At 64.4% G+C, this 6,402-nt stretch carries 6 protein-coding genes; 2 read left to right on the top strand and 4 right to left on the bottom strand.

The annotated features are described in order from the left end of the window. Positions 1 to 42: 42 nt before the first annotated feature. Genes RT614_RS15980 through RT614_RS15990 form a run of 3 tightly spaced genes read right to left on the bottom strand, consistent with a single transcriptional unit; the run spans position 43 to position 3,781 of the window. Positions 43 to 348 (bottom strand): chorismate mutase, encoded by a 306-nt coding sequence (locus RT614_RS15980; RefSeq protein WP_056562507.1) that lies wholly within the window; start codon positions 346 to 348, stop codon positions 43 to 45. Positions 349 to 353: 5 nt separating this feature from the next. Beyond that, on the bottom strand, positions 354 to 2,648 hold the full coding sequence (locus tag RT614_RS15985) for a UvrD-helicase domain-containing protein (protein ID WP_313623101.1): 2,295 nt from the start codon (positions 2,646 to 2,648) through the stop codon (positions 354 to 356). After that, complete coding sequence (locus RT614_RS15990; RefSeq protein WP_409558484.1) at positions 2,645 to 3,781, bottom strand: fatty acid desaturase; 1,137 nt, start codon at positions 3,779 to 3,781, stop codon at positions 2,645 to 2,647. Before RT614_RS15990 ends, RT614_RS15985 begins: the two co-directional genes overlap by 4 nt. Here RT614_RS15990 and RT614_RS29105 point away from each other — a divergent pair. Next, positions 3,701 to 3,877: a hypothetical protein gene (locus RT614_RS29105; protein WP_409558485.1), complete on the top strand. Its 177-nt coding sequence runs from the start codon at positions 3,701 to 3,703 to the stop codon at positions 3,875 to 3,877. The two genes, RT614_RS15990 and RT614_RS29105, sit on opposite strands and share 81 nt — an antisense overlap. Positions 3,878 to 4,218: 341 nt before the next feature. Next, positions 4,219 to 4,602, top strand: coding sequence for a hypothetical protein (locus RT614_RS15995; RefSeq protein WP_313623103.1), 384 nt, complete (start codon positions 4,219 to 4,221; stop codon positions 4,600 to 4,602). On the opposite strand, the gene RT614_RS16000 is transcribed toward RT614_RS15995, so the two are convergent. Then, entirely contained in the window at positions 4,586 to 5,965 is a 1,380-nt protein-coding gene (locus tag RT614_RS16000; protein WP_313623229.1) for an RsmB/NOP family class I SAM-dependent RNA methyltransferase, read from the bottom strand. The genes RT614_RS15995 and RT614_RS16000 overlap by 17 nt on opposite strands. Positions 5,966 to 6,402: the final 437 nt, after the last annotated feature.

Consider the following 6,402-nt stretch of genomic DNA (forward strand, 5'->3'; position numbering starts at 1 on the left):
CCATGGCATGCGCAGAGGCAAGCCTGGGGCGCGGCCGGAGCGTTACGAGTACGGACGCTCGCGCAGGCGGGTGTGGTTGTCGATCACGGTGTCGATGACCTCGCGCAGGATGGTTTCGGCCAGGTCGGGCGGCACGCCCGCTTCCAGCGCCAGGCGGCGGATGCGCTCGACCTGCTGGGCCTCACGCTTGGGATCCACCAGGTCCATGCCGTGGTTGGTCTTGAGTTCGCCGATCATGTCCGTGCAACGGAACCGAACGCCCAACAGCAGCATGATCTGCTGGTCGATTTCGTCGACTTCGGCGCGCAGCGACGCCAACTCGGCTTTGGGGGAATCGTTGGTGGCCATGTGTGTCAACCCTGAACAATGTCAAGCTTGGCGATGCCCAGCGCCAAGGTCTTGGCGCCTACGTCGCGGAATTGGATTTCCGCCTGTGCGTCCTGCCCCGAACCGCTCAGGCTGATGATCGTGCCATCGCCGAAACGCGCATGATGGACACCCTGACCTACACGATACTGCTTGTCGCCCACGGTGACGCCGGTAGCGACGCCGCGAGGTTGACGCGGCGCAATGGTATTGGTTGGCTTGCGGCCGAAGGCGTCGCCGCGCGCACCGCCGCCCCAGCCCGCGCCCGTGGCGCTGAGCGGCGCCAAGCCGGCTTTCGGAGTGAGCCACTTCAAGTGCTGCTCGGGGATCTCGTCCAGGAACCGCGAGCGCATGGCGTAGCGCGTCTGTCCGTGCAGCATCCGGCTTTGCGCCAGGCTGATGTACAGGCGCTGGCGCGCGCGCGTGATCGCCACATACATGAGGCGGCGTTCCTCTTCCAGCCCCGAGGGTTCCAGGATGCTGTTCTCGTGCGGGAACAGCCCTTCCTCCAGGCCGGTAATGAAGACGGCGTCGAACTCCAGGCCCTTGGCGGCGTGCACCGTCATGAGCTGGACGGCGTCCTGGCCTTGCTGGGCCTGGTTGTCTCCGGCCTCTAGCGCAGCATGCGACAGGAACGCCGCCAGCGGCGTCAGGTTGTCGCCCGCGGCGATGGGCGCGTCCACCACGCCCGGCATGAGCGTGGACGACGTGTCGTGGTCCGGAACCACGCCGGCAGGCATGCCGTCGTAGTTTTCTTCCGAAGCGAACACGGCCGCGGCCGTGATCAGTTCGTTCAGGTTTTCCAGCCGCTCGGCGCCTTCGCGTTCGGCCTTGTAGTGCGCATTCAGGCCGCTGGCCTCGAGCATGTGCTCGACCATTTCCGGCAGCGGCAATTCACGCGTTTCTTCGATCAGGCGGTGGATCAGCTGCGCGAACTGCGCCAGATTGGACCCGCCCTTGCCGCCGACCAACGCCACCGCGGCGTACAGGCTGGTGTCGTGCGCCCGCGCGGCGTCCGCCAACTGTTCCAGCGTACGCGCGCCAATGCCGCGCGTGGGAAAGTTGACGACCCGCATCCACGACGTGTCGTCGTGCGGGTTGGCCATCAGGCGCAGATAGGCAAGCGCGTGCTTGATTTCCTGGCGCTCGAAAAAGCGCAGGCCGCCATAGACCTTGTAGGGAATGCCGGCGGAAAAGATGGCGTGCTCGATGACGCGCGACTGCGCATTGCTGCGATACAGCACCGCGATTTCGCGGCGGTCGCTGCCTTCATGGATGAGCGAACGGATTTCGTCCACGATCCATTGGGCTTCCATGCCGTCCGACGGCTGCTCGATGACGCGCACCGGCTCGCCTTCGCCCTGGTCGGTCCAGAGATTCTTGCCCAACCGGCCGGAGTTGTGACCGATGAGCGCGTTGGCCGAATCCAGGATGTGGCCGTAAGAGCGGTAGTTCTGCTCCAGGCGGATCACCGTGCCGTGCGCATAGTCACGTTCGAAATCGGCCATGTTGCCGACGTTCGCGCCGCGGAATGCGTAGATGGACTGGTCATCGTCGCCGACAGCGAACATGACGGCGCCGCCACCGGCCAGCAAGCGCAGCCACTTGTACTGCAGCGTGTTGGTGTCCTGGAACTCGTCGACGAGGATGTGGCGGAAACGGCGCTGGTAGTGCTCGCGAACGGGCGCGTTGCGCGACAGCAGCTCATAGGCGCGCAGCAGCAGTTCGGCAAAGTCGACCACGCCTTCGCGTTGGCACTGGGCCTCGTAAAGCTGATAGATCTCGATCAGGCGCCGGCGGTGGGCATCGTAGGCCTCGACGTCCGCGGGACGCAGGCCTTCTTCCTTGGCGCCGTTGATGAAGCGCTGCACGTCGCGGGGAGGATACTTTTCGTCGTCGACCCCGTTGGCCTTCATCAGGCGCTTGATGGCCGCCAGTTGGTCGGTGACGTCAAGGATCTGGAAACTTTGCGGCAGGCCGGCGTCGCGATGGTGCGCGCGCAGCATGCGATTGCAAAGACCGTGGAACGTGCCGATCCAGAGGCCGCGCGTGTCGATCGGCAGGATGGCCGACATGCGCGCCAGCATTTCGCGCGCCGCCTTGTTGGTGAACGTGACCGCCAGAAGCCCAAAAGGCGAAGCCTGGCCGGTTTGAATCAGCCAGGCCATGCGGGTGGTGAGCACCCGGGTCTTGCCGCTGCCCGCCCCGGCCAGGACCAGGGCGTGCTGCGGTTCTAACGTTACTGCGGCGCGTTGTTCAGGGTTGAGCTTCTCTAGCATCATGCCGCGTAGCGGCGCAGATGTTGAGCGAACTGCTCAAGCCCAGCGATGCCGCTTTGCTGGGCCCGCTGGCACCAGGCCTGCAGGTCATGGAGAAGTTGTTCGCTGCTGGCGCTGGAGCTTTCCCAGATGCGGCCGAGTTCGCGGCGCATTTGAACCAGCGTGGACAGCGACTTGTTCTGAGCAATTGCCTTGTCGACGGCGGCCAGTTGTTCCGGCTGCAGGATGTCTTCGTTGCGGTGGATGGCGCGGCGCACCTGATGCAGCTTGGTGTAGCCGCATTCCGCGTTGCCTTCCTGACGCGAGGCCTTGAGCTTGGCCAGTTCTTCGCGGGCGGCGCCCTTGATCACGTCCGCATAGCGGGCCATGACTTCGTAGCGGTGCGTGATCACGCCTTGCAGCGTGCGCAGGTCGATGCCGGTGCGCGTGTCGTCCAGCTTCAGCTTGGGCGCAACCTTCTTGATCTTGGCCAGGCCGAAGAACTTCAGGATGTTGATGTAGCACCAGCCGATGTCGAATTCATACCACTTGGCCGAGAACTTGGCCGACGTGCCATGAGCATGGTGGTTGTTGTGCAGTTCTTCGCCGCCGATCACGATGCCCCAGGGGAACACGTTGGTGCTGGTGTCCGGGCTGTTGTAGTTACGGTAGCCCCAGTAGTGGCCGATACCGTTGACGACGCCAGCCGCCCAGAAGGGAATCCAGGCCATCTGCACAGCCCACACGGTGACGCCGACAGCGCCGAACAGGGCGACGTCGATGGCGAGCATGGTCAGCACGCCCCAGAGGCTGTGCTTGCTGTAGACGTTGCGTTCGAGCCAGTCGTCGGGGGTACCGTGGCCAAACTTGGCCATGGTTTCCTTGTTGTTCGATTCTTCGCGATACAGTTCCGCGCCGCGGAACAGCACCTTCCAGATGCCGAACAGGATGGGCGAATGCGGGTCACCTTCCTTTTCGCACTTGGCGTGATGTTTGCGGTGAATGGCCACCCATTCCTTGGTGACCATACCGGTCGTCATCCAGAGCCAGAAGCGGAAGAAGTGCATGACAGCCGGATGCAAATCCAGACCGCGGTGCGCTTGGCTGCGATGGAGAAAAACCGTGACCGAAACAATCGTGATGTGGGTCACGACCAAAGTGAAAACGACGATCTGCCACCAAGTCGCTTGGGTCAGGCCGCCGGCAATGAAGGAGAGGATGTAATCCATAAAGCTGTTATGAGCCTCGCTTGAGAAGTGGCTGAAGTTTAGCGTACCTTGAGTGTCTGATGACAATCTAGTTTCAAAATTGTTTTTGAGCGAAATCAAGGACTAAGCCACGGTTTTGCGCAAAAAAGCGGCCACAGCACCGCTTTCGGCTGGCGCAAAAGGGCTGCTTATGCCCTTGCTGTAGCAAGGCTAGCCCGGCAGCCACGGCCGGGAGTCGCATAGGCATCTCATTTTGGCCACATTTCGCCGTTAAAGTTCCAGTCAGGATGTCCTGCAGACTTGAAGGCGCCACGATACCGGCGCACACTTCACGCCGATTTCGCCCGACAACTGTCTCTTTTGCCCCACTGATGCCTTTCGAATTGATGCGCCACCGTTTTTATCCCGCCCTGGCCGTGCTTGGAATGGTGCTAGGGGCCCCTACCGTCCTGGCGCAGACGTTGAAATCCGGGGACGTAGCGGTCCTGGCCTCGTATTACGAGATTCGCGGGTCGGATTGCTTGGCGCTGCGCGCACCGCGCGTGTCCATCACGCAGATGCCTACGCTGGGGAAGGCGAGCGTCATGCAGACGCGAGGCCAGTCCAGCAATTCGGGCCGATGCGCCTACAAGGCGGTGCCGGTGGCTCAGGTGGTGTACCAGGCCGACCGGCCGGGGTCCGACACCCTGTCCTGGGAAGTGAAATACCAGAACAAGACGATCGGAACCCGCCGCTACAGCGCAACCGTGGGCGTTACACCGGCTCCTTGACGCCGGTTTCGTCTTCCGCGACTGCATCAGCGCCGGCCTCGTTGGCCGCGGGGGCCTCGTCGGCTACGAAGTCTTCCTCGACGACGACATCTTCTTCGGCCACGGCGTCTTCGCTGGCGTCCGCGACAGCACCCTTCTTCTTGCGTTCGAATACAGCCGCAAAGAAGCCGTCGGTGCCATGCACGTCCGGGCGCAGTTGCACGTACGGCCCCTGCAGGTTCAGCGATTCGCAACGGGCGCCCAGGATTTCGGCGGCGTCAAGGCGTTCGAAGTCGGGGTGGCTGGCCAGGAAGCGGTCGGCCTGGACCTCGTTTTCTTCTGCCAACAGGCTGCACGTGGCGTAGACCAGGCGGCCGCCCGGCGCGACGCAACGCGCCGCGCTGTTCAGGATGCGTTCCTGCAACTGGCCCAATTCGGCCAGCGCCTCGGGGTGCTGGCGCCATTTCAGGTCGGGATTGCGGCGCAACGTGCCGATGCCGCTGCACGGGGCGTCGACCAGCACGCGCTGCGCTTTGCCGGCCAGGCGCTTGACGCGGGCGTCGTTTTCGCTATCGATGACCACGGGCACCACGTTCGACAGGCCGCTGCGCGCGAAGCGCGGCTTGGCGCGAGCCAGGCGCGCCGCCGAGACATCGAACGCGTACAGGCGCCCGGTGGAGCGCATCAGCGCCCCCAGCAGCAAAGTCTTGCCGCCTGCACCTGCGCAGAAGTCGATGATCATTTCACCGCGACGCGGCGCCACCAGCAAGGCCAGCAACTGGCTGCCCTCGTCCTGGACTTCGATGCTGCCGTTTTCGAATTGCGGCCAACGATTGATGGCGGGACGCCCCTCCATGCGGATGCCCCACGGCGAGAACGGCATGGCCGTCGGCTCGTAGCGCCCGGCGCTTTGCTGCAGTTCGGTCAGCATGGCGTCGCGTTCGACCTTCAGCGGGTTCACGCGCAGGTCCAGGGATGCCTGGCGATTCAAGGACTCGACCAGCGTTTCCGGGTTGTCCATGGCGCTGAGTCGTTCGTCCAGCCAGTCGGGGATGCTTCCGCGCACCGCCCGCGGCAGCGTGGACACGTCGATGCGCGATACGCGCTGGAGCCATTCCGCTTCCGCCGCGTCCATGCCCTCTTGGAGCGCGTCCGCACCCAGGGTCGCGTTCAAGCCCAGAATGGCGAGACGGCGCGAAGCCGCCCCGACGCCGCTTTCCGCATACTGGCGGTAGCGGCGCAGATGGCGCAGCACGTCATAGACGGCTTCGGCCACTTCGGAACGGTCGCGCGCACCCAGATTCGGGTGGCCGCGCAGCCAGTGCGACAGCGCAGCGTCGGCCGGGTAGGTCCATTGCAGGATTTCGCCCAGGACGCGCTGCACCTGGTCGATGCGAATGGCGGCATGGGACAGGCGCGGACGGTTGTATTGAGGTTTCTGCGGCGCTTGATCGCGCTCGCCGCCCCGGTGGTCGCCACGCGGGCCGCCATGTGACGGCCGGAAATCCTGTCGGCCCCGGCCTTCGCGCCGTTCCTGGTTGAAACCGCCCCGTTCGTTGCCACGGCCTTCACCGCGCTGGCCGTCGAAAGACGGGCGGGAATCGCCACGGCTCTGGCCTTCCCCACGATCCTGGCCGTAGGAGCCACGTTCGTTGCCGCGATAGTCGCCACGCTGGCCGCCGAACGACGAGCGGGAGTCTCCACGACCCTGGCCTTCACGACGATCCTGGCCGAACGAGCCCCGATCGCCGCCACGGTTGTCGCCACGCTGGCCGCCGAAGGACGAGCGGGAATCACCACGCCCCTGGCCTTCACGGCGGT

Source organism: Achromobacter sp. (assembly GCF_032102605.1).
Taxonomy (GTDB): Bacteria; Pseudomonadota; Gammaproteobacteria; order Burkholderiales; family Burkholderiaceae_B; genus Achromobacter.